The sequence below is a fragment of the Roseateles sp. P4_D2 genome (assembly GCF_056401875.1).
This window is the reverse complement of sequence record NZ_JBFUIM010000004.1, coordinates 258,472-282,689: the sequence shown is the minus strand read 5'-3', so window position 1 is coordinate 282,689 and position 24,218 is coordinate 258,472. Positions and strand designations below refer to the sequence as shown.

Here is a 24,218-nt window from a genome sequence, read left to right as displayed (position 1 = left end):
TCCTCCGCCTCCTCCGCCACCACCACCGGTGTCCGGCATCGTCGCGGCGGGGCTGGCGCTGAACAGCGCCACGGTGCGCGTGCTGGACGCGACCGGCAAGGCCATCGCCACCGGCAAACCCGTCACCGCCGCGACCGGTGCCTACGGCCCGATTGCACTGAGTGGCGACGGCCCCTTCCGCGTCGAGGCCTGTGGCAGCGTCGCCGACAAGCCAATCTGCCTTTGGGGTGCCACCGGCAATGGCGGCACGCTGCATCTGACGCCACTGACCAGTGCCATCACGGTGCTGGCCAGTGACCAGGCTCCCGAGACGCTGATGACCGGCGCCGTGCAGGGCCTGGGCGACACCGCCCTGGCCGGCGCCCAGACCCGCCTGCGCGCAGCCCTCGCGCCAGCCCTGGCCGACGCAGGCCTGGCAAGCGACTTCGATCTGCTGGCTGGCGCGCTGACGGCCGGTTCGCACACCGGCTACGACCGCATGCTGGACACCGTCGCCGTCGGCCTGGGTGCCGACAGCAAGGCCTTCGTGACGCTGACGTCCCGCCTTGGGGCAGGCACCGCCTATCTGGAGACCAACACGACCCAGGGCAGCCTGGGCTTCGACGCCGCAGCGGCGGGGGTGGACCTGACCGGCCTGGATGCGCTGTTCACCAAGCTGATCACGGCCACGGCCAACATCGGCAACTGCCAGAGCAAGTTGATCGGCCTGGAGTCCATCTTCGACGCGAATGCGCGTGCCAGCGTCGATGCGATCTCGGCGCCCTTCATCGGGGCCAAGGACGCGGCGCAGCTGGTCTGCCTGCGCATGAATGGCATCCTGGGCGAGGGCGAGGTCATGTTCGGCGGGAAGCTGCTGCGCTCCATGCTCGGCCGCTGCGACTTCGGTGTCGGCGACCCGCTGTGCCGCGTCGGCTTCGTCTATCAGAACGCCGCGGGCTTCCAGCGGCGCTTGGGGCTGGAGCAGGCTGCCGTGAAGCGCCCCTCCGGCTGGACCTTCCTTGGCAACCGCCTGGAGGTGCAGGCCACGGCCGCCGCCCGCCTGGTGCTGACGCGCCGCGTCGACAGCGCGGCACCGGACAGCTATGCGCGCTATCTGGATATCAGCATTCCCGCTATCAGCGCCAGCGGCGGGGGTGTGCTGCAGTGCGCCCGGGTCAGCCAGAAGGACGCGAGCGGTGCCGATGTGCCGCTGGCGCTGTTCAAGAAGGCCGGCGCTGGCGGCTATCTGAGCCTGTGGAGCGTCAGCAGCAGCGACGGCACACCCAGCCTCGATCCGCTCAGCGGTGCCACGCGCGGCAACAACATCGTCAGCCTGCCGGTGCCTGCGGGCGCTGCCGGCGACGCCGTGGCGCGCAATTTCGTACGCGCGGGCCGCAACCTGAAGATCGAGCTGTTCCAGGACGGCGCCTGCGGCACGCCGCTCGGCGGCCTGGATGGCGACAGCCTTGGCATTGAACTCGCCGGCCAGTTGCCCATCGCTGCCGCCACCCAGAGCGGCCTGCCCTGGCCGGCGCTGGTGGCCAAGGCGATCACCGACCTGACCGGGATGAAGGGCGCCGTCAACGCCAAGATCAGCTACGGCCCGACGTGGACCTTGCCGCGCGGCGACCTGATGCCAGACCGCGCCCTGCTCTGCACCGACACGGCTTGCAACAGCAAACTGGCCGAAACGGAACTCGGCGTCGTCACCAAGGAAGGTTCCACCAAGGGCGCCTTCGCCACCGGCGCCTCGCTAAGCGCAACCGTGGGCAACACGGCCCTCAATGTCAACAGCTACAAGCTGCTGCGCATCATCGGCCGCATGCCTGATGGCCTGGTATTGCAGTTGGACAGCCAGTCCTGCTCGGCGCAGACCTCCGGCCTGCCCTGCTGAGCCAGGGCCTGTTAACACTACGGCAACGGGTCGCGTTGTGGCCAGAAAGGGCGCGAGCAAGGCGCAAAGCGGAGTCGGGTTGGACACCCGGCGAGCATTTGCAACGCCGCGCGCGGCATTTCTGGCCACAACCCGAAGGGAAGGCCCGCCGCCAGGGGCCACTCGGCGTTGCGCCACTGGCCCGCACATGAGTGCGGGCGGCGTGCCGCGCCTTGATTGGCCCTGGCGGCGGGCCTTCGCGACCCATTGCCGTAGTGTTAACAGGCCCTAAAAGAACGGGCGCGGCAGCCGGTGGACCGGCTGTCGCGCCCGAGCCATCACCGCCTCATCGCCGCGGCTCGACAGTGGACGGCCAGGGGCGACACGGGCAAGGCGGTCATGCTCAATGCATCAGCCCTCGCGGTGGTGGCGGCTGAATATTCGTCCATCGCCACGCCCGCCGCAGTAAGCAAGGGTTGCCTTTGGCGACCGGGCGTCAGCGTTCTTCAGCGCCGCGGCAGCGGGTAGCTCGCCAGGCTGGCATAACCTTTCTTCGAGACTGACTGCACGCCGAAGACGACGTTGTCCTTGGACACCGGCAGCGTCGAGCGCGTGGCCCGGCCCACGTCCTTGAACTGCTGCCAGGCGGCCGAGTCGGTGTCGCGCCAGACGACGCGGTAGCCGGCCACCTCGGGGTCGTCGCTGGCCTGCCACTCCAGCGTCGAGTCGTTGGTCAGCTCGCGCGCATCCAGCTTCACGCCCTTGGGCGGCGCCGGCGCCCAGGCCAGCGTGGCCAGGCCGGCGAGGTTGGCGCGCGCCACATCGGCCACGTAGGCGAAGTCAACGAACTCGGGCAGGTCACCGAACACGACACCGTTTTCGGTCCTGGGGTTCTGGTGCTGGTGGGCGAAGTTCTCAAAGGGTTCGGAGAAGCGCACCGCCGCATAGCCACGCTCCAGGAAGGGGATGTGGTCGCCGCCACGCAGATAGCGGTCGCGGCGTTGGATGAGCTGCACGCTGAAACCAGGCATGGCAGCCTCGGCGGCGGCCTTGAGGTGGCGGCCGAGCTGGTGGGTCGGCAGGTCCTCGTTGCCACCGGCCTGCAGCAACGGCAGCAGCTCGGCCTGCATGGCAGCGACGGACCTGACGTCGGCGTCGCTGGCAGGGCGGTTGGCGTTGGCGGCGGTCAGCAGGCGCACCAGCGGGTCGAGGCCGTCGGCAAACAGGCGCAGGCGTTTGGGGTCGGCCTGGCCCGCGTCGCCGCGCGAGCTGCCGACGATGTCGTTGGTGATCATGGCCTCGACATTGGTGCCCGCAGCACGTGCCTCGCGTGCCCATTGCGCGGCGCCCAGCAGCCCCTGCTCCTCACCCGGCACTGCCATGAAGACGAGGGTCGCGTCGAACTGGCGCCCAGCCATCACGCAGGCGAGCTCCATGACCGCAGCCGTGCCGGAGGCGTCGTCGTTGGCGCCGGGCGCCTCGCCCAGGGAATCCATGACGTCGCTGTTGCGCGAGTCGTAGTGGCCGCTGACGACGAGGACGCGGCTCTTCGACGCACCGCGGCCCGGCAGCGTGGCGACGACATTCACCAGCTCGGTCGCCTGCGGCACGCGGTTGCCGGCCGGCTCGATGAAGCTCTGCTCCTCCACCTGCAGCCGCCCGCCGGCGAGCCTGGAGCAGTTGGACAGCTCCGCCGTGATCCAGCGGCGCGCGGCACCGATGCCGCGGGTGTCGGAGGCGATGTCGGACAGCGTATGGCGCGTGCCAAAGGCCACCAGCCGGCGGATACGCGACTCGATGCGGGCCGGGCTGACTTCGGCCAGCATGGCCTTCAGCTCGTCGGCCGGCGCAGACTGGGCCTGGGCCGTGGCGGCGAGCAGGGGGAAGAGTATGAGGGCGGTCAATCGGGCTTGCATGCAAACGATTCTGCCCTTGCCGGGTTGGCCGCGTTCTTCTACTCTGCCAACGCCACTGAGGAGATTCCGATGAGCGAGACGAGCCTGGATTCGCGAGTGAGCACCATCCGAACGGTCGCGCTGGTGGGGCCGGCGGCGGCCGGCAAGACGCTGTTGCTGGACGCATTGCTGGCCCATGCCGGCGCCATCCCGCAGGCCGGCAGCATCGAGCGCGGCAGCACGGTGAGCGACCATGACCCGTTGGAGCGGCGCCTGGGCCATTCGCTGCAATCCAGCCTCGCCCACTTCACCCATGGCGGCATCCGCGTGCACGCCATCGACACGCCCGGTGCACCGGATTTCGTCGGCCAGGCCCTGCCGGCGCTGGAGGCGGCGGACACCGCCATCGTCGTCATCAACGCCCAGAACGGCATCGAGCTGATGGCCCAGCGCTTGCTGGCCGCCGCCGCCGAGCGCGGGCTGACACGCCTCATCGTCGTCAACAAGATCGACTGTCCCGACACCGACCTGCCCGGGCTGCTCGCCCAGATCCGCGAGGTGTTTGGCAAGGAGTGCCTGCCACTGAACTTGCCGGCCAGCGGCGCCAAGCGCGTCGCCGACTGTTTCTTCGCGGCGTCCGGGGACGCCGATTTTTCGTCCGTGGCCGAAGCGCACCGGGCCCTGGTCGAGCAGGTCGTCGAGGTCGATGCGGCATTCGTGGACCGCTACCTGACCGACGGCGACGTCGACCCGCGCGAGCTGCATGCGCCGCTGGAGCAGGCGTTGCGCGAAGGGCATCTGATCCCGGTCTGCTTCTGCTCAGCCAAGACCGGCGCCGGCATTGGCGAACTGCTGTCGGCGATCGAAGCCTTGATGCCGAACCCGGCCGAGGGCAACCCGCCCCCTTTTCTGGAAGGCAAGGGCACGGAGCCCACGCCCTACCCCGCCCGGCCCGACCCAGCCGGCCATGTGCTGGCCCATATCTTCAAGATCGTCGCCGACCCCTACCTCGGCAAGATGGGCGTCATGCGCGTGCATCAGGGCCGCGTCGCCAAGGGCGGCCTGCTCTTCGTCGGCCATGCGCGCAAGCCCATCCGCGTCGCACACCTCTTCATGTTGCAGGGCGCCAAGCATGTCGACATTGACGAGGCTTTGCCGGGTGACCTCTGCGCCATTGCCAAGGTGGAAGACCTCGCCTTTGACGCCGTGCTGCATGACGCGCAAGAGGACGAGCACATCTACCTGAAGCCGCTGGACTTCCCCACCCCGGTGCACGGCCTGGCCATCAGCCCCGCGCGCCGCGGCGATGAGCAGAAGCTCTGGGAGGTGCTGGCCCGGCTGGTGGAGGAAGACCCCTGCCTGCGCATCGAACAGGCCGGTGAAACGCACCAGACGCTGGTCTACGGCCTGGGTGAACTGCATCTGCGCCTTCTGCTGGAGCGACTGCGCGAGCTCTACAAGAGCGAAGTCCTCACCGAGCCGCCGCGCATCGCCTACCGCGAGACGATCTCGGCGCCGGCCGAAGGCCACTACCGCCACAAGAAGCAGAGCGGCGGCGCGGGCCAGTTCGGCGAGGTCTATCTGCGCGTCGAGCCGCTGGAGCGCGGCGCCGGCTTCGAGTTCGTCGACGCGGTGAAGGGTGGCACCATTCCGGGCCAGTTCATGCCGGCCGTCGAAAAAGGCGTGCGCTCGGCGTTGGCCAGCGGCGTCATTGCCGGCTATCCGCTGGTGGACCTGCGCGTGGTCGTCTATGACGGCAAGCACCATTCCGTGGACAGCAAGGAGATCGCTTTCGTCACCGCCGGCCGCCGCGCGCTGATCGAGGCCGTGCGCGAGGCCCGGCCGCTGATCCTGGAACCCATCGTGCAGGTCGAGATCACGGCGCCCGAGCACGGCATCGGCGACATCACTGGCGACCTCGCCTCACGCCGCGGCCAGGTCAACGGCACCCGCTCCGCCGTGCCGGGCAGCCTCATCGTGCAGGGCCTGGCACCACTGGCCGAACTGGCCAGCTACCAGACGCGGCTGAACGCGATCACCGCGGGCGAAGGGCGCTACACGCTGCTGCTGTCGCACTACGAGCCGGTGCCGCCGAACACGCAGGCCGCCCTCGTCGGCGCTTACAAGGCGCACGACGAAGGGGACTGAGCTTCAGTGCTTGGCCTTGGCGGTGGTCTTCCTGGCCGGTTTGGCCTTGGCGTCCACCTCGGTCTCCGTGTGCATGACGCACAGCCATTCGCCGTCCTTGCGTAGCCAGACGGACGAGTCGGCCATCTCCTGCTCCTTCTCCTCCGACTTGCCGCGAGGCGCGATGGCCTGCTTGACTCGATAGGTCAGCACGGCGGTGTCGTCGTTCGGGTGCATGACCTGCATGTCGCTGAACTCGAACGATCTGATGACCATCGGGCCTTCTTCCGCCATGTGCTTGTACTGCTTGCGATCGAACTGCATGGCGCCGTGTGAACTCACCATCAGCGCCGGCTCGTCCAGCAGCGCCACTGCGGTGTCGGTGTCTTCGTCCACCATCGACTGCCAGAACTTCTTCTCCAGCGCGATGAGGGTGCTGTCTGCGGTATGCATGCCAATCTCCTTTGACGGCCTAAAACCTCAATATGGGTGCAGCCTGGCGGGCATTCAGTAGGAGTTGCCGGCTCAGCCGGGTCGGAGCCGTCCTACGACCCGGGATCGCGCAGAAGTGAAGGTGAAGATCCATTTATCATTGCGGCCCATGCCCAGCGCCCCCCGCGACGTCGCGCAGATCCGATTGGACAACGCGATGCGGCTGTTCGAAGAGTTCGTCAGCGCCACCGTCAAGAATGCCGATGCCGCCACCCTGCGTGGCCTGGAAAGGCGTTTCGCCGAGAGGCTGCAGATCCAGCCCAGCTACTGGAGCCAGATCAAGGGCCGCTCGCGCCAGATCGGCGAGCGCCTGGCGCGGCAGTTCGAGCAGCTCTGTCACAAGGCGCCGGGTTGGATGGACATCGAGCACGGTGCAATGGCCACTGCCGAGGCACCGGCCATGCCCGCTGCAGCAGCGCCTGCGGCAAGCGACTCGCCCAGCATGCCCCGAGATGACGACGAGCGCTTCATCATCGGCCTGGTGCTGACCTACTACCGCCGCCACCCGCAGCGCGCCCGCACGCGGCTGCTGGATCTGCTCGGCGAGGTGCTGACGCCCTCGACCACACCGGCACCCGTGCCGGTGAAGGCGGCCGCGCCCAGTCCGCAGGCCGAGCTCGACGAGTGGCGCAAGCTGCAGGCGCGCGTCGCGCCGCTGAAGGCCAAGAAGCGCTGATCCTTCCGCGCATCCATCACTGGACGGCCGGTACTACTCACGTTAGGGGTGTTGGATAAAAACCGCTTGCGCAAGAGCAACGTTTGTTTATCATTTGCGCAAGTTGTGGCGTGTTGCAGTTCTCCCGTCACAGCGAGGTCGCACACCCAAGCCCTCTGACCGCCCGGCCCGCTTGCCTCGAGCGCAAGCCCCGGGCCCCAATTCATCCATGCAAACGCAGGCGCCACCCCGGGCCGAGCCGCCGCATTGCCCGCCGCCCACGTGCGGCCCCAACCGGAGCACGCCATGCCCCAATTCACCTCCCCGCGTCCCCTGCAGATCAAAGCGCTCAAACCGCGCAATCCGCTGGTGGTACCGGCCATGCAACGCCAGGCCGGCGCCCACCGAAGCGCGCACGACGCCCATGCCCAGCGCCAGCAAGCCCGCCTCGAATTGCGACGCCTGCTGCGCGACCGCTTCCCCGACGACAGCCCCTGACCACAGCGCGCCGCCTGCCCCTCAGCCATGACCGATCCATGTCATGAGGGCCGGCCCGGCGCCAAGGAGACCCTCATGAGATTGATCGAGTTGAGCGGCCCCGATGCCGCCGAAACCCACGCCGCCTGGGCCCGCCGCTGGACCCGCGTCAAGCGCGCGGCCCGTGCCATCCGGTTGGTGTTCTCGCCGGCCTACCGCCGGCGCCGTGCCCGCAACCATCTGGAGTTCTACGCCGAAGCCGGCGCGCCTGAAGGCGCGCTCTACGTCGATGGCCAGCTGACCGCCCGGCTGGAAGGCGTGCGCAGGCTGTAGGAAAGTCGCCCCTCGTTTGCTCTTGCTCCGGCTGAACGCCGGCAAGTGCGAACGGTCCCCCGAGGGGACGGCGATGCTTGCCGTATTGACCGGCAAGCACATCGCCAGCCGGGCCGGCTTGGGAGCGGCCCGGCGCTCGCCCCGAGATAGGGGTGCCGTCAAAGCTGAAATGGTTGGCAAAACGGGGCCGCCTCCGACGAGCAGGCGGCCCCGCCCAGGCCTAGCATCGGCCCCATGTCCGACCGCCTCTGCCTGACCGCGCCACTCCACAGCCTGGAGGCCTGGGTGGACGCCTTTGCGCGGGCCGAGATCCCCGTGCTGGCCGAGACGGCCGAGTCGCTTGAGCACATGCGCGCGACCGAGGACGACGTCGACGCCCACGGCCTGGGAGAAATGATCGCCACCGACCCGCTGATGACGCTGAAGGTGCTGGCCCATGCCAGTGAGCGGCGGCGCGGCAGCACTTCCGGGCTCAGGGCCGACGCCGAAACAGTGACCGCTGCCATCGTGCTGATGGGCATCACCCCCTTTTTCCGCGACTTCGGTCCGCAGCCGACGCTCGAACTGGTGCTGGCTGACAACGACGAGGCCCTGCTCGGGCTGTCACGTGTCATGCAGCGCGCCGAACGTGCCTCGCGCTTCGCGCTGGGCTTTGCGGCCCATCGGGCCGACCCCGATGCCGCCATCATCCACAGCGCCGCCTTGCTGCACGACTTCGCCGAGATGCTGCTGTGGGTACATGCGCCCGTGCTGGCGCTGAAGATCGCCGCCTTGCAGGACGCCGACCGGCATCTGCGCAGCACGGCTGCCCAGCGCCAGGTGCTGGGCATTGAACTGGCCGAACTGGAGCAGGCCCTGATGCGACGCTGGCATCTGCCGGACTTGCTCGCGCGCATCACCAGCGAGAAAGACGGCCGCAACCCGCAGGTGCGCTGCGTGCACCTGGCTGTGCGGCTGGCGCGGCACACGGCGCGGGGCTGGGATGACGCGGGCGTGCCGGACGATCTGCACGACATCGCCGAACTGCTCAACCTCAGCGAAGCGCACGCCCTCAAGCTGCTTCACGAATTCGACTGACGCCAACGCCGGGCTATTCCCTTCTCCCCTGAAAGTTCGGCCGCCGCACATTCCCGGCCATCAGGCCGCGCAGCCTCGTGCGACCGCGCGACAGCCGCGACATCACGGTGCCAACGGGAATGCCGAGGGCCGCGGCGATCTCGGCATAGGCCATGCCGTTGACGGCCAGCAGCAGCAGCACCTCGCGCTGCTCCACCGGCAAGGTCGCCAGGGCCTTGTGCAGGTCGCGCAGAGCCAGGCGTTCGGACTGCGCAGCAGCGACGGGGATGTCCAGCACCTGCCTGTCGAGGTCCACCACATCCAGCCGGCCACGGCGCAAAGCGTCGACGTGCAGGTTGTGCATGATGCTGAACAGCCAGCCGCGCATGTCGCCCACGCCCTGCCAGAGCCCGGCGCGCGACCAGGCGCGCTCCAGCGTGTCCTGCACGAGATCATCAGCGTCCTCGCGGTTGCGCCGCAGCGACCGCGCATAGCGGTGCAGCCGGGGCAGCCAGCCCAGCACCAGGCCGACGTCGGGCAGCGACGCGCCAGGGCGGGAACGGTACCGGTCGACCGTGGTCATGGCCGGTGAATGCCACCGGCCGGCGCACAGGTTCAAACCGGTACAGCGGTCGTGTTCTTCAGCCGTTCCAGCACGAAGCTGGTCTTGCAGTCCTGCACGCTGGGGTGCATCAGCAGCGTGTCGCTGATGAAGCGGGCGTAGTGCTGCATGTCCTGCACCAGCACGCGCAGCAGATAGTCCATCTCGCCCGTCAGCGCCGCGCACTCGACCACCTCGGGCCAGGTCTGCACGGCAGCGCGGAAGAGGTCGCGCGGATTGCGCAGCGGGTTGTCGGTCTGCTTCTCCAGCCTGACATTGATATAGGCCGTCAGGCCCAGGCCGATGCGCGCCGGCGCCACCAGCGCGACATAGCCGGCGATCACACCGGCCTCCTCCAGGCGACGCACGCGGCGCAGCACGGCGGAAGACGACAGCCCAGCCTCGCCGGCCAGCGTGTCATAGGTGAGGCGGCCATCCTGCTGCAGCGCGCGCAGAATGCGGCGGTCAATGGCGTCGAGCTCGATGGCGGCTTCCATGGCCGTGATTTTGCAGGTTTCCTGCGCCGATGGCCGAGTCCGCGCCGAAGAATGCATGAAACCTGCGCGAACCGCGCCGCAGAATTTTCGTTTTCAAGCATCACGCCGCTGGAGACTTTCATGGCCAAGTTCACCCCCTGGGACAACCCGATGGGCACCGATGGTTTCGAGTTCATCGAGTTCGCCGCGCCCGATCCGGCGGGCCTGGGCAAGCTGTTCGAGACCATGGGTTTCAAGGCCGTCGCCAAGCACCGCCACAAAAGCGTGACGCTGTACCGCCAGGGTGGCGTCAACTTCATCATCAACGCCGAGAGCGATTCCTTCGCGCAGCGCTTCGCGCGCCTGCACGGCCCGTCCATCTGCGCCATCGCCTTTCGCGTGCAGGACGCCGGCCATGCCTACAAACGCGCGCTGGAGCTGGGCGCCTGGGGCTTCGACAACAAGGCCGGCCCGATGGAGCTGAACATCCCGGCCATCAAGGGCATCGGCGACTCGCTGATCTATTTCGTCGACCGCTGGCAAGGCAAGGGCGGCGCGGGCGCCGGTGCCATCGGCAATATATCGATCTATGACGTGGACTTCGTGCCGCTGCTGGACGCGCAGGGCCAGCCGGTCGACCCCAACCCGGTGGGCCACGGCCTGACCGAGATCGACCACCTGACGCACAACGTCTTCCGCGGCCGCATGAAGGAATGGTCGGAGTTCTACGAGCGCTTCTTCAACTTCCGCGAGGTGCGCTACTTCGACATCGAGGGCAAGCTGACCGGCCTGAAGAGCAAGGCCATGACCAGCCCCTGCGGCAAGATCCGCATCCCGATCAATGAAAGCTCGGACGACAAGAGCCAGATCGCCGAGTACCTGGACCTGTACCACGGCGAGGGCATCCAGCACGTGGCGCTGGGCACGACCGACATCTACGGCACGGTCGAGGGCATGAAGAGCACCGGCGTGCAGTTCCAGGACACCATCGAGACCTATTTCGACCTCATCGACAAGCGCCTGCCGGGCCACGGCGAGAACGTGGACGAACTGCGCCGCCTGCGCATCCTCATCGACGGCGCCACCCACCTGGGCGTGGACAACGAACTGCTGCTGCAGATCTTCACCAAGGAAGTCATCGGTCCGATCTTCTTCGAGCTGATCCAGCGCAAGGGCAACGAGGGTTTCGGCGAAGGCAACTTCAAGGCCTTGTTCGAGAGCATCGAACTGGATCAGATCCGCCGCGGTGTGCTGAAGGACGAGCCCGCCAAGGCCGTCTGAAGACACTGCCAGGCCTCCTCCGAATGGACGAGGCCCATGTGGCCGACACCATCGAGCCGGTGCGCCCGCGCGCCGGCCAGGATCGCCCGCTCCGCCGGATTGACGATCTGGTCACAGGGCGTCCAGAAGCAGTCAACGTCAGGCAGACCCGGCAGCGCCGCCAGCCAGGCATTGCCCAGGCGCATCTGCTGCGTGTTGACGCCCAGACCAAGCGCCGCCATGCGCGTGCCCTGGTGGGGTGAACCCAGCGTGATGACATGCGGCGCCTCATGCCCCGCGCCGAAGCGGCGCCACCAAGCCCGCAGCGCCAGGCCGCCCATGCTGTGCGCGCAGAGGATGGGCATGCGCCCCGTGTGCGCCTTGAGCTTCTGCACGCCGGCTTCGATCTCCTCCGCATAGACATCGATGCTGCCGAAAGCCGGCTCCAGCGAAGGCGCGACGAAAGCGACACCTTGCTCGCGCAGGCGCTCCATCCAGCCATTCCAGCGGCCACGATTGCAGGAAAAACCGTGTACCAGCAACACGCCCTGCCCGGCGCCCGCCGGCAGATGATCCGCTTCGGCCCATTCGCGCCAGGGCTGGCGCCATGAGAAGGCCAACTCGCTGGCGACGACCTCCCGGGCCCAGGCGCGAAGCAGTTGCCCCCAGGCCGGTGCGGGCCGGTTCACCCAGCGCAATTGCAGGAAGCCCCCCGCCAGAATGAGCGCATGCAGGCCCAGCGTCAGCAGCCCCCAGCCCCAGCCGAAGCGCCAGCCCACGGCCAGCGCCAGGGCCAGCCGCAGCAACACCCAGATCCTTTGCAGTCGTCCGTTCATCGCCCGAGTGTAGGAAGGCAGAATTCCGCCGACCCATGGATGAACTGAGTGCCGAATCCCTGCTGAATGAACTGCGCGCCGTCGACGCAGAACGCGCCCGCCGTGCTGCCGACCCCGAGCTCGAGGCCCGCGTCCAGAGCGTGAAGACCTTCCAGCAGCGCCGCTTTGCGGCCACCTATGCCGATCTGCTCGCCAACCCACGCTATGAGGCGGCCACGCGCTTCTTCCTGCACGAGCTTTACGGTCCCGACGATTACCGCCAGCGTGATGCGCAGTTCGCCCGCGTCATCCCGACGCTGACCCGCCTCTTTCCCGCCGAGGTCGTCGACACGGTCGCCAAGCTCGCGCAGCTGCACGCCCTGTCCGAACGCCTGGATACGCGCATGGCCGAGCACCTGCTGTCAGCCGATATCAAGCCCGACGAATACGCCATTGCCTGGCGCGCCTGCAGCGAGCCCGCGTCGAGGCAGCGACAGATCGAGCTGACGATGGCGGTGGGCGAGTCGCTGGACAAGCTGACCCGCAAGCCGCTGCTGCGCCAGACGCTGCGGCTGATGCGCGGCCCCGCGCAGATGGCGGGCCTGGGCGCGCTGCAGAACTTTCTCGAAAGCGGCTTTGACACCTTCCGCGCGATGCGGGGCGCGGGCGAGTTCCTGTCCACTGTGCGACACCGTGAGGACACACTCGCACGTGCATTGTTTCGCGGTGATGCATCCGCGTTAGGGCAACTCCCCTAGCTTGATGTAACACGGCGTCCCAACATCGAAGGCTTCACGCCAAGCACGTCAGAAGGCTCTCGATGACCGCCGTCCTTGCCGAAGTCACCGAAGTGACATCCCGCGCCAAGCCCTGGCTGGCCAGCTACCCAGCAGGCGTGCCGGCGCAGATCGACACCCGCGTCTACGGCTCGCTGGTCGACCTGCTCAACGAGGCCTTCCGCAAGCACGCCTCGCGCGATGCCGCCATCTGCCTGGGCCAGCGGATGCGCTTCTCGGAGATCGACCAGCTCTCCATGCAGCTCGGCGCCTGGCTGCAGGCCCAGGGGCTCAAGCAGGGCGACCGCGTCGCCATCATGATGCCCAACCTGCTGCAGTACGGCGTGGCCATCGCGGCCATCCTGCGCGCGGGCTTCGTCGTCGTGAACGTGAACCCGCTGTACACGCCGCGCGAGCTGGAGCATCAGCTCAAGGACTCGGGCGCGCGCGCCATCGTCGTGCTGGAGAACTTCGCGCACACGCTGTCCGAGGTCATCGACGCGACCGATGTGAAGCATGTCGTGCTCGCCTCCATGGGTGACCTGCTGAACTGGTGGAAGGGCCCGCTGATCAACTTTGCCGTGCGCCACCTGAAGAAGATGGTGCCGGAGTTCCGCCTGCCAGCCGGCGACGGCCGCACCGTCGTGCGCTTCAACGAGGCGCTGGCCCATGGCGAGCGCCTGCACCTGAAGAAGCCCGAGCTCGGGCCCGACGACGTTGCCTTCCTGCAATACACCGGCGGCACGACCGGCGTGTCCAAGGGCGCCACGCTGCTGCACCGCAACATCGTCGCCAACATCCTGCAGGTCGAGGCCTGGTTCCAGCCCATGCTGGCCCGGCTGCCCGACCAGAACATGCAGTTCACCAACGTCTGTGCGCTGCCGCTTTATCACATCTTCGCGCTGACGGCCTGCTTCATGCTCGGTGCGCGCATGGGCCACCTCAACATCCTGGTGCCCAACCCGCGCGACATCCCCGGCTTCATCGAGACGCTGCGGGGACACAAGATCCACATCTTCCCGGCCGTCAACACGCTGTTCAACGCGCTGGCTGCCGAGCCGGGCTTCTCGCGGCTGGACTTCTCCGAGCTCGTCATCTCCAACGGCGGCGGCATGGCCGTGCAGCAGGCCACGGCCGAGAAATGGCTCAAGGTCACCGGCTGCCCGGTGGTCGAAGGCTATGGCTTGTCCGAGACCTCGCCGGCGGCGACCATCAATCCGCTGGACCAGCGCGCCTTCAACGGCAGCATCGGCCTGCCGATCTCGTCCACCGAGATCGCCATCCGCGACGACGACGGCCACGATGTCGCCATCGGCGAGCGCGGCGAGATCTGCATCCGCGGTCCCCAGGTCATGGCCGGCTACTGGAAGCGCCCGGACGAGACCGCCAATGTCATGTGCGCTGACGGCTACTTCAAGACCGGCGACATCGGCATCATGGACGAGCGCGGCTATGTGCGCATCGTCGACCGCAAGAAGGACATGATCCTGGTCAGCGGCTTCAATGTGTACCCGACCGAGATCGAGCAGGTCGTCAACATGCACCCGGGCGTGCTGGAATGCGCCGCGGTGGGCGTGCCGGACGCCAAGTCGGGCGAGGCGGTCAAGCTCTTCGTCGTCAAGAGCGACCCGGCCCTGGCCGAGGAAGACCTGGCCAGCTACTGCACGGCACAGATGACGGCCTACAAGCGGCCCCGGTTCATCGAGTTTCGCGACGAACTGCCCAAGAGCAACGTCGGCAAGATCCTGCGCCGCGAACTGCGCACCAATACCGCCTGAGCATTCCCAGTGCCTGCTGCCCTTGAGGGGGAGGCACTGAGGCCGGACACAAACAGTCCTGAGGACTGTTTGTGCCTGCCGAAGGACAAGGCCGCTGGCCTTGGCAGTGAGCGCCTCGGGGGTGGGCTAGAACGGGTTGTTCTTGGCGCGCGTGAGCGCCAAAGTGCCGATGCGCTGCTGCGCGCTCGGGCCGAGCAGGGTGTCGCCGGCCCACAGCCATTGCGTGGGGTTGGCGTCGGTCACCAGCGTGTCCGTCGTGCAGTCCTGAGGCGCGACCTCGGTGCGGCAGGCGGCATTCGTCACATCGGCGTAGCCGAAGGCGGCCGGGAAGCGCGCGATCTGCTGGATCGTCTCGTCAACGAGCACGAGGCCGACCAGGCGGCCGTCGTTGAGCAGGTTCAGACGCATGGTCGTATTGAAGGCCGAGCTCAGGTCGTTCAGGAAGATGGCGCGGTCGATGTCGGTCTGCTGCTGTCTTTCCTTTTGACCGTAGGGCGTCAGGCCGACGTCGAAGATGGTGGCCACCAGCACACGGCCGTTGGCATTGGCGATGCGGTTGACCTGGTCGGCCAGCAGCTTGCCGCGCGCCTTGGCCTCGTTGATCAACGAGTCACGGCTCTGGGCCGGGAACTGGCGATACAGCTCGAGGATGTCGTTGACGCCGACCATGATGGACACGATGTCCTTGGGGCCGAAGCGGTCGTTGGACAGATGCAGGTCGATCTTGTCGCGCACATCGGCAACCTTGTCGCCCAGTGCCGCGTACATGATGCCCTGGGGCAGCGCGACGAAGTCGGTGTTGCACTGCGGGTAGACGAAGCCAAAGCCGCCGGCCAGGATCTGGCTCCAGACCGGGCTGAGCTTGCAGTCCACCTGCTTGGTGTCGGGATTCAGGCCGTTGATCGTGTACTTCTTGCCGCTTTGCAGAATGGTGCCCATCTCGTCGCCGAAGGCGATGACGCGGGTCGGCGCAAACGGGTCGATCTGCTGGGAGCTGCCACCGCCGCAGCCGGCGATCAGCGCGGCCGCTGCCACCATGGCCAAAGCCAGGCCGCGCTTCAATTTCTGGGAGACAACACGTTGCATGACGATCAACTCAGGAACAAGAACTCAATCGGAAAAGGCGGCCGCGGCCCGGCTGAGCCGGTCGCGCACGCCATCCCAGGCAGGGTCGTGGGGCGGTGCCTCGACCCAGATTTCGCGCGCGCCGGCCGCGTCCAGAAGGCGCAGCACCGCGAACAATTCGTGGGCCGCTGCCGCCGGGTCGGCCGGCATGGCCTGCCAGCGCCAAGCCGGCAGCTGGGCGCGTGAATATACCGCCACCCCCTCCAAGCCCCCGCTGGCGGCCGTTGTGGCCAAACGTAAAGCCAGCGCCTGGGCATCCAGCAGGCGCACGCGGGCGCTCGGCGCGTAGTGCGCAGCCAAGGTGCCCGAGGCCTTGGGCGCCGTGGCATCCGGCTCCACGAGCGGCTGGCCCAGGGCGGCCTCGATGCGGCCACGGCTGATCAGCCCCGGACGCAGCAGGGCCGGATGCTCGCGGCTGCAGTCGACGATGCTGGACTCGATGCCCACCTCGCAGGCACCGCCGTCCAGCACCATCAGCTCGGGGCCGAATTCCTCGACGACATGGCGAGCCAGCGTCGGGCTGACGCGACCAAACCGGTTGGCACTCGGCGCGGCCAAGCCCTCGACGCCCAGCGCGCGCGCGGCGGCCAGCACGGCGCGGGCGACCGGGTGGGCTGGCGAGCGCAGCGCCACGGTGGCATGCCCGCCAGCCGCAGCCTCGGCCATGCCGGCCTTGCGCGGCACGATGACGGTCAGCGGGCCGGGCCAGAAGGCATCCATCAGCCGGCGTGCGGCGACGGGCAGATGGTCGGCAAAGGGTTCGGCGCCGGCGGCGTCCAGCACATGGACGATCAGCGGGTGGTCGCTGGGCCGGCCCTTGGCGGCAAAGATCCTGGCAACGGCCTCGTCCTGGTCGGCGCGCGCGGCCAGGCCATAGACGGTCTCGGTCGGCAGGCCGAGCAATTCGCCGTCGGCCAGGCGGCGCGCGGCGGCCTGGACGGCTTCGGGATCGTTGCCGGGCAGAAGCAACATCAGAAGTCGGTGGGCAGGCCCAGGATGGCGGCAGCCTCCACGGCGACCGCATGAGCCGCCGCAGGCGTGTCGGCCGTGATGTTCAGATGGCCCATCTTGCGGCCATGGCGGGCGTCGGCCTTGCCGTAGAGGTGCAAATGCGTGCCCGGCAGGGCCAGCACGCGGTCCCAGGCCGGGGGCGTGGGGCCGCCGTCGTCGTTGAACCAGAGGTCGCCGAGCAGGTTCAGCATGACGCTGGCCGAATGCTGGCGCGGCGCCGGCAATGGCAGGCCGGCCAGCGCCCTCACCTGCAGCTCGAACTGCGACACATCGGCGCCGTTCATCGTCCAGTGGCCGGAGTTGTGCGGCCGCGGCGCCATCTCATTGACGACCAGGCGGCCGTCCTGCAACCAGAAGAACTCGATGCACAGCACGCCGACGTAGTTCAGCGCCTCGGCGACTTGGCGCGCGGCGACGATGGCCAGCCTGTCCACCTCGACCGGCACATCCGGCGCCGGCACCTCGGTGACGGCCAGAATGCCGCCGCGGTGCAGGTTCTGCTGCACCGGGAAGTTGACGATCTGCCCGTCCGCGCCGCGCGCCACCAGCACGCTCAGCTCGGCCTTCAACGGCAGCAACTGCTCAAGCACGCAAGGGACGCGCTTGAGCCCTTCCCAGGCCTGGGCCAGCTCGGCGGTGGTGGCCACGCGAACCTGGCCCTTGCCGTCATAGCCCATGCGGCTGGTCTTCAGGATGCCTGGCAGCAGGGCCGGGTCGACGGCCGCGAGTTCGATCTCATTGGTGATGACGGCATGCGGCGCGCAGGGCACGCCGGCCGCTTCGAAATGCGCCTTCTCGATGGCGCGGTCCTGGCAGACGGCGACCGACGCCGCGGCGGGCGCCACGACACGCATGCCGGCGAGCGTCTCCAGCGCAAGGGCCGGCACGTTCTCGAACTCGGTCGTGATCGCGTCGCAGTCGCGCGCCAGCTGGGCCAGGCCGAAGGAATCCAGGTAGTCGGCCTTGATGTGCTTCTCGGCCACGGCGCCCGCCGGGCTGACGGCATCAGGGTCGAGCACGATGCAACGGTAGCCCAGGGCCTGGGCGGCATGCACGAACATGCGACCGAGCTGGCCGCCGCCCAAGACGCCCAGCGTCGCTTGCCGCGACTCGCCAAGCGTCGCCGCACCAGGGAGAAGGGCTGTCAACGCAGTTCCTCGCTCATCGCGCGGGCGATTTCGGTCTGTTTCGTGCGGAAGTCATTCAGCTTGTCCAGCAGGGCCGCATCACGCGTCGCCAGCATCGCCACCGCAAACAGCGCCGCATTGGCCGCGCCGGCATTGCCGATGGCAAAGGTCGCAACCGGGATGCCCTTGGGCATCTGCACGATGGAATGCAGGGAGTCAACGCCCTGCAGGTGCCGGCTGGCGACAGGCACGCCCAGCACCGGCACCGTCGTCTTGGCGGCCAGCATGCCCGGCAGATGGGCCGCACCGCCAGCACCGGCGATGATCGCCTTGAGCCCGCGGCCTGCCGCCGCTTCGGCATAGGCAAACATCTCGTCGGGCATGCGATGGGCCGACACGACCCTCGCCTCGAAGCCGACACCGAACTCGGTCAGAATCTCGGCCGCTTGCTTCATCGTCTCCCAGTCGCTGCTGGAGCCCATGACGATGCCGATGACGGCATCCGGGTTCTGGGGGGCTGGGGTGGACAAGGTCGCGCTCCGGAAGGCTCAGAAAAGCCTTGAATTGTAGGTGGCGCGTCCCGAAGTCTGTTGGCGCCACGGGGGGCGGATGCGTTGCCACTCAAAAGCCCGCGAGCAAGGCGCGAAACGAAGCTGGGGTCATCCCCAGCGAGGCTTCGCAACGCTGCGCGCGGGTTTTTGAGTGCCAACCTCTTCGGGAGAGGGCCTGCGCGGGCGCATGGCGTTGTTGCGCGCCTTGCACGGGCAAACCAGCCCGAGCTTCGGCGCGACGCCTAGCCCTGCGCCCGCGCAGACCCTCTCGCACCGCCCCCCGTGGCGCCAACAGACTTCCTACCCTCAGCCATGATCGACATCAACCTCCAGAACTTCGAAGCCGAACTCATCGTCGCGTCCCAGAACCAGCCCGTGCTGCTGGACATCTGGGCGCCCTGGTGCGGCCCCTGCAAGACCCTGGGTCCCGTCCTGGAGAAGCTGGAAACCGCCTACGCTGGCCGTTTCACGCTGGCCAAGCTGAACAGCGACGAGGTGCCCGAGATCGCCACCCAGCTCAGCCAGATGTTCGGCGTGCGCTCCATCCCCTTCTGCGTGATGTTCTCTGGCGGCCAGCCGGTGGACGGCTTTGTCGGCGCCCTGCCCGAGGCGCAGATCCGCGAGTTCCTGGACAAGCACGTGCCGGCCGGCGAGGAACTCGAAGCCGAGGCCGACCTGGCCGATGCCCAGGACCTGATGGCCGACGGCGACCTGGAGGCCGCGCTGACCAAGCTGGCCCATGCCGTGCAGACCGACCCGGCCAATGACGCTGCCCGCTTCGATTACGTGAAGGCGCTGCTGGAACTCGGCCTGCTCAACGACGCGCGCGCTGCCTTCGCGCCGGTGGCGGCCAAGGCCGCCGACACCCTGGTGCCCTCGCCGCGCCTGGCCGCACTGGCCACCTGGCTCAGCGCCTTCGAAGCCGCCACGGGCGCCGACCCGGCGGCGCTGCAGGGATCAATCGCCGCCAACAAGCGCGATTTCGACGCCCGCTTCACGCTGGCCCAGTTGCACCTGGCCAACCAGCGCTTCACCGAGGCCATGGACGAGCTGCTGGAAATCATCATGCGCGACAAGGCCTGGAACGGCGAGGCCGCGCGCAAAACCTACGTGGCCATCCTCGAGCTGCTGACCAAGCCGGCTCCCAAGCACGCCGCCGAGGCCAAAAGTGGCACGCTGGAACTGTCCGGCAAGGCCGCCGTCGTGCCCAGCGACCCGCTGATCGACAGCTATCGGCGCAAGTTGTCGATGGCGTTGTTCTGATCAAGCCCGCCTGACGGCCGGGCAGCCCGGCATGCCTCAGGGCACGCCGCTGTTGCCGCGATTGCTGCGGATGTCGCGCAGCCTCACGCATTCCGGATCGTTGTGATAGATCGGCTTTTCGCACTGCCGGTCGATGCACCAGGCGCGCGCGAACAGCACCCGGCCGCCGCAGGCCTCGTTGGCGGTGCGCGGCTCGGTGGACGGCGCGGGGGCCGCCGATGCCGGGGCCGCCTTGCTCGACGGAGCGGCCGGGCTGGAGGCCGCCGGCTCGGGCGCCGCGAAGACGGGGCTGCGCGGCACCGGGCGGAAGTCGCCGGCCTTCTCGGTCACGATGGGCTTGGGCGCCGTGTCGCGACGCGAGGGCGCCGAGCCGGGCAGTGCCACCGGGCGGGTGTTCACGCCGGTCGCAGCCGACGCGGGCGCAGGCTTGACGGGCACGGGCACCGGCGTGAGTGTGGGCGCGGGTGCAGGCTGTGAAGCTGGCGCGCTGGCCACTGGGGCCTGGGGTTCGGGTTGGGCCTGTTGCACGGGCGCCGGAGCCGGTGCAGCCACGGATGCGGCGGGTTCGGCCAGTGTCACCTCGGGCTTGGCCTGGTTGCCGCGCAACTGCATGACAAAAAGGCCAAGCAGCAGCAAGGCGCCCACGCCGCCACCGATCATGGCTGGCATCTGCCAGGAGGGCGGCCGCACAGCTGCAGCCTGCTGCGATGGTTTCGCGGCACGCGGCGGCGGCGCGGGTGGGGACGGAGGAGGAGGCGGCGGCGCGGACTTGCGCAGCGGCACGACAACGGTCTGCCCGTCGTCCTCGTCCAGCGGCGGGCCTTGCACCGTGTCGGCGAATTCGAGATCCAGCGGCTCCGAGGGTGCCGGCGGTGGCGGTGCAGCCGGCACCCGGGGCTGAGCGAGCTGGGGACGCGGCACGGCCGAACGGCCGTCCAGCACCTCGCGCCAGGCGGCGACCGTCTGGGGGCGCTGATGGGGGGCGACACGCAGCGCCCAGTCCATGCCGGCGAGGAAGGCCGGTGAATAGCCGGGCACCTCCAGCGGCAGGAGTTCGTCGCCCATCGCGCGGGCCGTCGCCGGCGGCGGTGGCCGGCCGGTCAGCAGCTCATGCATGGCAGCGGCCAGTGCATAGAAGTCGGTCCAGGCCCCCTGACGCAGTGTCGTCGCCTCGGCGTACTGCTCGATGGGCGCGAAGCTGGGCTTGAGGATGGCGGTGAAGACCTGCGTGCGGTCGCTGATCGCCTGGCGGGCGGCGCCGAAATCCAGCAGAATGGGCGGGCTGCCGTCGGAGGGCAGGAAGATGTTGTCGGGCGCGACGTCACGGTGCCAGACGTTCTGGGCGTGCAGGGTTTCCAGCCCACCCAGCACGGCGTCGAAGATGCGCTTGACCCAGGCCTCGGGTGGCGGCGTCGGTCGGGCCTTGCGCGCCTCGCGAAGGTTCTGGCCGACCAGGCGCGGCATGGCCATGTAGGCGGTGCCGTTGGCCTCCCAGAAACGGTAGACCTTGAGCAGGGAGGGGTGGTCGAAGCGCGCCAGCAGCTTGGCCTCGTTGACGAAGCTGCGTCGACCGAGCTCGAAGGTCTCCTTCATGGAGACCGAACGCACCGACACCTGGGACTGCCCGTCGCGCAGTGCGAACTGGCTGGGCATGTACTCCTTGATCGCGATCTCGCGCTCGAGCGAGTGGTCGCGTGCGAGGTAGACGATGCCGAAGCCGCCCACACCCAGGGTGCCAATGATCTCCAGCTCGCCGAACCGGGTGCCGGCGGGCAAGGCATTGATGGCTTCGTCGTCGCGGGCGTCGGCGGTCACTGATGCACCCTTCGCGCTGCGCGCTGTCCCGCCGAGCGGGAATGAGCCCCTTCGGGCGGCCGTGCGTTGCTCATAGGCCGGCGAGGGTAACGCAGCCAGGCCGTGCCGACTCTCCGGAAAAAGCCGGTCAGCGTGGCGGAGTGCCCAGCCCGGCGCTACTCAAGCGCTCGGCCCAGAGGCGGCGCTGGGCGGCGTCCTGGCCCCAGGCGGCCTGGGCGGCGTCGCCGTGGCGGGCTGCCAGCCCATCCTCATGCAAGCGGGCGTAGACCTGGGCCAGGCGGGCGTGCAGGGCCGCGCATTCGTCGAGGTCGCAATGGGCCGCATCCTCGGCCAGCACCTCGACGGCAGCTTGATCGGCCAGGGCCCTGGCGCGTTGGACCTCGCCGTTGTTGGCCCAGCACCAGGCCAGGTCGGCCAGCAGGCTGCCGCCGGTACGGGCCAGGCCAGCCGCCACCGCCTCGGGCAGGTTGGCCTCCAGCAAGGCAGCGGCAGTGGCGTAGTCACCCTGCACGGTCAGCAGTTGGGCGCGCAGCAGCGGGGTCAGGTTGGCGCGGGCCGAACCGCCCACGGCATCGTCGAAATGGCCGATGGAGTCCACCCCCAGCAGCACGGCCGGCGCCTCGCCAGGCTCGCCGGCCAGGGCAGCGTGGCGGATGCGCAGGGCGCGCATCTGCATCTGGTTGTAGAGCAAGGCAGCCAGGCCGGCGTCGTCACCGTCGGCGCTGGCGGCGCGGCGGCCCCAGGCATACCAGGACGACGCGGCGGCTTCGTCCCGAGCCCCCATCGCGAGGTCCCAGGCCATGCCCAGCGCCGAGGCGACGCGACACGCGGCGGCGTTCGACGCCGCATTCGCAGCCCCTGCGGCGTTGTCCGCCGGGGCGGCAAGGACTGCGGCGGCATGGGCGACGAGACGGTCGATATCGCGGTCGACAAAGGCCATTTGCGCCAGCCAGGCGTCGCACAGGGTCTGCAGCGCCGCCAGGTTGGCCGCCTTGGCCATGACGTGGGCGCGCCGCACGCGTTCACGGGCGCCACCGCCGAAGGCGCTGAAATAAGCCGTCAGCCCTTCGGCCAGATGCAGCCAGGCGGCCAACTCGATGCGCGGATGCACCAGGGCGCGCGCCTGCAGGCGGTTCAGCTCCTCGCGGGCCTCGACCTCGCGGCCATGGCGCAGCCATAGGATGGCACGCTGGACCTGCAGCACGGCGGCACGCGCCGGCATGGAGGCGACGGCGGCAATCTCGCCGTCAAGCCGCTGTGCCAGCCGGCTGCGAAGCTTGACCGGCCCGGCTACGCTCATTGGTGCACCCTTCGGCCTGCAGCCTTGCCTGTCCGGCAGCGCGGCCAGGCGTTCGCCAGGCATGCGATGCCCACTGGGCATCCCATGTCCGGGCTCACTCCCGCCACGCGGGAGCGAGCTTGCTTGGGACGGCCCGGCGCGGCGCTCATGCCGTCAGCCGCTGCAGCGCTTCTTCGTACTTCTGCACCGTCTTGGCGATCACCTCGGCCGGCAGGGCCGGCGCGGGAGCCTTCTTGCCCCAGGGCTGGCCGTCGATGCGCACGGCCTCCAGCCAATCGCGCACGAACTGCTTGTCGTAGCTGGGCGGGTTACTGCCCGGCGCATAGCTCTCGACCGGCCAGTAGCGTGAGGAGTCGGGCGTCAGCACCTCGTCCATCAGCGTCAGCGTGCCCTCGGCATCCAGGCCGAACTCGAACTTGGTGTCGGCAATGATGATGCCCTTGGTCAGCGCGAAATCGGCGGCGCGCTGGTAGAGCTGGATGGAGATGTCGCGCACGCGGGCGGCGAGGTCGGCGCCGATGATTTCAGCCGCCTGCTCGAACGAGATGTTCTCGTCGTGATCGCCCATCTCGGCCTTGGTGGCCGGCGTGAAGATGGGGGCGGGCAGCTTGTCGGCATTGCGCAGGCCCGCCGGCAGCTTGACGCCGCAGACGCTGCCGCTGGCCTGGTACTCGGCCCAGCCGCTGCCGGCCAGGTAGCCGCGCACGACGGCTTCGATGGGCAGGGGCTTGAGCCGCTTGACCAGCATGGTGCGGTCCTTGAGCTGCTCGCGCTCCTCGGCCGACACCACGGACAGCGGGTCTTGGCCGGTCAGATGGTTGGGAACGATGCCCTGCAGCTTGTCGAACCAGAACAGCGCCATGCGGGTCAAGAGCGCCCCTTTGCCCGGAATCGGCTCGCCCATGATGACGTCGAAGGCCGACAGGCGGTCGCTGGCGACCATCAGGATGCGGTCGTCGCCGACGGCGTAGTTCTCGCGCACCTTGCCGCGGCCAAGCAGCGGCAGGGAGGTCAGGCTGGATTCGTAGAGGGCTTGGGGCATGGCGGCGATTTTAGGTGCCGCCTCCGGCCAGATGGCTTCGTACTGCAGCTGCAAAGCTGTGCACGTCGATCGGTTTGGTCAGATAGCCGTCGCAGCCGGCTGCGCGAAAGCGCACCTCGTCGCCCGGCATGGCAAAGGCGGTGAAGGCAATGACGGGCAGATCGGCGAGGTCGGGCGTAGCCTTGATGGCGCGCACCAGGCTCAGGCCGTCGGTGCCCGGCAACTGGATGTCAACCAGGGCCAGGGCGGGCCGGTAGGCGCGCAGCCGCGCCCAGGCCTCGTCGACGTGCAGAGCGCGGTCGACGATGAAGCCGTCGGCCTCCAGCACGTACTGTGCGAGATCGATGTTGAGCTCGTTGTCGTCGACGATCAGGATGCGTTCGCCAGCCAT

At 68.6% G+C, this 24,218-nt stretch carries 23 protein-coding genes; 10 read left to right on the top strand and 13 right to left on the bottom strand.

Features of this window, described 5'->3' with window-relative positions:
* Positions 1-28: 28 nt before the first annotated feature.
* Entirely contained in the window at positions 29-1,873 is a 1,845-nt protein-coding gene (locus tag AC1DW0_RS09355) for a hypothetical protein (protein ID WP_477945541.1), read from the top strand.
* 485 nt (positions 1,874-2,358) lie between these two features.
* Here the strand turns inward: AC1DW0_RS09355 and AC1DW0_RS09350 are convergent, their stop codons facing one another.
* Positions 2,359-3,768, bottom strand: coding sequence for a M28 family metallopeptidase (locus tag AC1DW0_RS09350; RefSeq protein ID WP_477945539.1), 1,410 nt, complete (start codon positions 3,766-3,768; stop codon positions 2,359-2,361).
* 63 nt (positions 3,769-3,831) lie between these two features.
* Between AC1DW0_RS09350 and fusA the strand changes: the two genes are divergently transcribed.
* Positions 3,832-5,895: an elongation factor G gene (fusA, locus tag AC1DW0_RS09345; protein WP_457443154.1), complete on the top strand. Its 2,064-nt coding sequence runs from the start codon at positions 3,832-3,834 to the stop codon at positions 5,893-5,895.
* 3 nt (positions 5,896-5,898) lie between these two features.
* On the opposite strand, the gene AC1DW0_RS09340 is transcribed toward fusA, so the two are convergent.
* The gene (locus AC1DW0_RS09340) at positions 5,899-6,327 is read right to left on the bottom strand and encodes a nuclear transport factor 2 family protein (RefSeq protein ID WP_056205004.1); all 429 of its coding nucleotides are present in this window, start codon (positions 6,325-6,327) and stop codon (positions 5,899-5,901) included.
* A 148-nt stretch (positions 6,328-6,475) separates the two neighbouring features.
* On the opposite strand from AC1DW0_RS09340, the gene AC1DW0_RS09335 reads away from it, so the two are divergent.
* From AC1DW0_RS09335 to AC1DW0_RS09320, 4 genes are all read left to right on the top strand, one after another.
* Entirely contained in the window at positions 6,476-7,042 is a 567-nt protein-coding gene (locus tag AC1DW0_RS09335) for a hypothetical protein (protein ID WP_457442586.1), read from the top strand.
* 285 nt (positions 7,043-7,327) lie between these two features.
* Complete coding sequence (locus AC1DW0_RS09330) at positions 7,328-7,519, top strand: hypothetical protein (RefSeq protein WP_477945537.1); 192 nt, start codon at positions 7,328-7,330, stop codon at positions 7,517-7,519.
* 75 nt (positions 7,520-7,594) lie between these two features.
* A complete protein-coding gene (locus tag AC1DW0_RS09325; protein ID WP_157282183.1) occupies positions 7,595-7,831 on the top strand; it encodes a hypothetical protein in 237 nt (78 codons plus the stop codon).
* Between the two features lie 234 nt (positions 7,832-8,065).
* Positions 8,066-8,908 (top strand): HDOD domain-containing protein, encoded by an 843-nt coding sequence (locus AC1DW0_RS09320; RefSeq protein ID WP_477945535.1) that lies wholly within the window; start codon positions 8,066-8,068, stop codon positions 8,906-8,908.
* A 13-nt stretch (positions 8,909-8,921) separates the two neighbouring features.
* On the opposite strand, the gene AC1DW0_RS09315 is transcribed toward AC1DW0_RS09320, so the two are convergent.
* Together AC1DW0_RS09315 and AC1DW0_RS09310 are read right to left on the bottom strand one after the other, a co-directional pair.
* The gene (locus AC1DW0_RS09315; RefSeq protein ID WP_457321655.1) at positions 8,922-9,470 is read right to left on the bottom strand and encodes an RNA polymerase sigma factor; all 549 of its coding nucleotides are present in this window, start codon (positions 9,468-9,470) and stop codon (positions 8,922-8,924) included.
* A gap of 32 nt (positions 9,471-9,502) precedes the next feature.
* Positions 9,503-9,985: an Lrp/AsnC family transcriptional regulator gene (locus AC1DW0_RS09310; protein ID WP_056205021.1), complete on the bottom strand. Its 483-nt coding sequence runs from the start codon at positions 9,983-9,985 to the stop codon at positions 9,503-9,505.
* 120 nt (positions 9,986-10,105) lie between these two features.
* Between AC1DW0_RS09310 and hppD the strand changes: the two genes are divergently transcribed.
* The gene (gene hppD, locus AC1DW0_RS09305; RefSeq protein WP_457389539.1) at positions 10,106-11,245 is read left to right on the top strand and encodes a 4-hydroxyphenylpyruvate dioxygenase; all 1,140 of its coding nucleotides are present in this window, start codon (positions 10,106-10,108) and stop codon (positions 11,243-11,245) included.
* On the opposite strand, the gene AC1DW0_RS09300 is transcribed toward hppD, so the two are convergent.
* Entirely contained in the window at positions 11,197-12,060 is an 864-nt protein-coding gene (locus tag AC1DW0_RS09300) for an esterase/lipase family protein (protein ID WP_477945533.1), read from the bottom strand. The genes hppD and AC1DW0_RS09300 overlap by 49 nt on opposite strands.
* A gap of 35 nt (positions 12,061-12,095) precedes the next feature.
* On the opposite strand from AC1DW0_RS09300, the gene AC1DW0_RS09295 reads away from it, so the two are divergent.
* Together AC1DW0_RS09295 and AC1DW0_RS09290 are read left to right on the top strand one after the other, a co-directional pair.
* Positions 12,096-12,797, top strand: coding sequence for a DUF8198 family protein (locus AC1DW0_RS09295; protein WP_477945531.1), 702 nt, complete (start codon positions 12,096-12,098; stop codon positions 12,795-12,797).
* A gap of 62 nt (positions 12,798-12,859) precedes the next feature.
* Positions 12,860-14,593, top strand: a complete 1,734-nt coding sequence (locus tag AC1DW0_RS09290) for a long-chain-fatty-acid--CoA ligase (protein WP_477945529.1) — start codon at positions 12,860-12,862, stop codon at positions 14,591-14,593.
* 126 nt (positions 14,594-14,719) lie between these two features.
* Here the strand turns inward: AC1DW0_RS09290 and AC1DW0_RS09285 are convergent, their stop codons facing one another.
* Genes AC1DW0_RS09285 through purE form a run of 4 tightly spaced genes read right to left on the bottom strand, consistent with a single transcriptional unit; the run spans position 14,720 to position 18,338 of the window.
* Complete coding sequence (locus tag AC1DW0_RS09285) at positions 14,720-15,679, bottom strand: SGNH/GDSL hydrolase family protein (RefSeq protein ID WP_477945527.1); 960 nt, start codon at positions 15,677-15,679, stop codon at positions 14,720-14,722.
* A 24-nt stretch (positions 15,680-15,703) separates the two neighbouring features.
* Positions 15,704-16,690 carry an L-threonylcarbamoyladenylate synthase gene (locus AC1DW0_RS09280; protein WP_457352508.1) on the bottom strand — a complete coding sequence of 329 codons (987 nt, stop codon included), beginning with the start codon at positions 16,688-16,690 and terminating at the stop codon, positions 15,704-15,706.
* Positions 16,690-17,877: a 5-(carboxyamino)imidazole ribonucleotide synthase gene (locus AC1DW0_RS09275; protein ID WP_457442581.1), complete on the bottom strand. Its 1,188-nt coding sequence runs from the start codon at positions 17,875-17,877 to the stop codon at positions 16,690-16,692. Before AC1DW0_RS09275 ends, AC1DW0_RS09280 begins: the two co-directional genes overlap by 1 nt.
* Positions 17,874-18,338, bottom strand: coding sequence for a 5-(carboxyamino)imidazole ribonucleotide mutase (gene purE, locus AC1DW0_RS09270; RefSeq protein ID WP_056205300.1), 465 nt, complete (start codon positions 18,336-18,338; stop codon positions 17,874-17,876). The genes AC1DW0_RS09275 and purE overlap by 4 nt, the downstream gene beginning before the upstream one ends.
* A gap of 381 nt (positions 18,339-18,719) precedes the next feature.
* Between purE and AC1DW0_RS09265 the strand changes: the two genes are divergently transcribed.
* Positions 18,720-19,670 carry a tetratricopeptide repeat protein gene (locus AC1DW0_RS09265; protein WP_457322917.1) on the top strand — a complete coding sequence of 317 codons (951 nt, stop codon included), beginning with the start codon at positions 18,720-18,722 and terminating at the stop codon, positions 19,668-19,670.
* 36 nt (positions 19,671-19,706) lie between these two features.
* Here AC1DW0_RS09265 and AC1DW0_RS09260 read toward each other — a convergent pair whose 3' ends face one another.
* From AC1DW0_RS09260 to AC1DW0_RS09245, 4 genes are all read right to left on the bottom strand, one after another.
* Positions 19,707-21,485, bottom strand: coding sequence for a serine/threonine protein kinase (locus AC1DW0_RS09260; protein ID WP_477945524.1), 1,779 nt, complete (start codon positions 21,483-21,485; stop codon positions 19,707-19,709).
* A 127-nt stretch (positions 21,486-21,612) separates the two neighbouring features.
* Positions 21,613-22,785, bottom strand: coding sequence for a hypothetical protein (locus AC1DW0_RS09255; RefSeq protein WP_477945522.1), 1,173 nt, complete (start codon positions 22,783-22,785; stop codon positions 21,613-21,615).
* Positions 22,786-22,930: 145 nt separating this feature from the next.
* Positions 22,931-23,827: a phosphoribosylaminoimidazolesuccinocarboxamide synthase gene (locus AC1DW0_RS09250; protein WP_457352516.1), complete on the bottom strand. Its 897-nt coding sequence runs from the start codon at positions 23,825-23,827 to the stop codon at positions 22,931-22,933.
* Positions 23,828-23,837: 10 nt separating this feature from the next.
* Positions 23,838-24,218 (bottom strand): response regulator, encoded by a 381-nt coding sequence (locus AC1DW0_RS09245; RefSeq protein WP_056205044.1) that lies wholly within the window; start codon positions 24,216-24,218, stop codon positions 23,838-23,840.